Origin of the sequence: Stenotrophomonas acidaminiphila (assembly GCF_001431595.1) — a bacterium.
In the GTDB taxonomy this organism is placed as follows: domain Bacteria; phylum Pseudomonadota; class Gammaproteobacteria; order Xanthomonadales; family Xanthomonadaceae; genus Stenotrophomonas; species Stenotrophomonas acidaminiphila.
In genome coordinates, this window is the sequence record NZ_LDJO01000088.1 from 1 (window position 1) to 557 (window position 557).

At 57.5% G+C, this 557-nt stretch carries 1 pseudogene; it reads right to left on the bottom strand.

What is annotated here, in order from left to right:
- A pseudogene (locus ABB33_RS17470) lies at positions 1-304 on the bottom strand (DNA polymerase III subunit beta); the annotation flags it as partial.
- Positions 305-557 lie beyond the last annotated feature (253 nt).

Below are 557 nucleotides of genomic sequence, written 5' to 3' on the forward strand. Positions count from 1 at the left end.
GCCCGGCCTGCACGGTGATCTTCTCGCCGGTCTGCGACACGGTCACGCGGCTGCCGTCGGGCAGGGCGCGGACGATCTCGAACAGCTTGCGTGCCGGAATCGTGGTTTCGCCGTCCTGCGCATCCTCGACCGCGATGCGGGAAACCATCTCCACTTCCAGGTCGGTACCGGTCAACGACAGCTGGCCGCCCTGCACCTGGACCAGGAAGTTGGCCAGAACCGGAAGGGTCTGACGGCGTTCGACCACGTTGACGACCTGCGCCAACGGCTTGAGGAAGGCTTCGCGCTGCAGTGTGAAACGCATGTGGTTTCGTGCCCCTATGCTTTTAAAGATGTGGGTTAAATCAAAAGCTTGGTGGTGCTGGTAGAGCCAGATTTGGTTTAAAACACACCCAAGTATTTGTTTTTAAAGGATTTCATTGCGTTGAAACCCTCTGTACTACTGGCCCGGAACGGGTGGGGAAAGTTGTGGATAACCTGGCGCCGATCCGGAACCGCATTTTTATCCACAGCTTCCCCAATGTCTGCCCCCGAATGATGCACCGTTTTGTGCGATG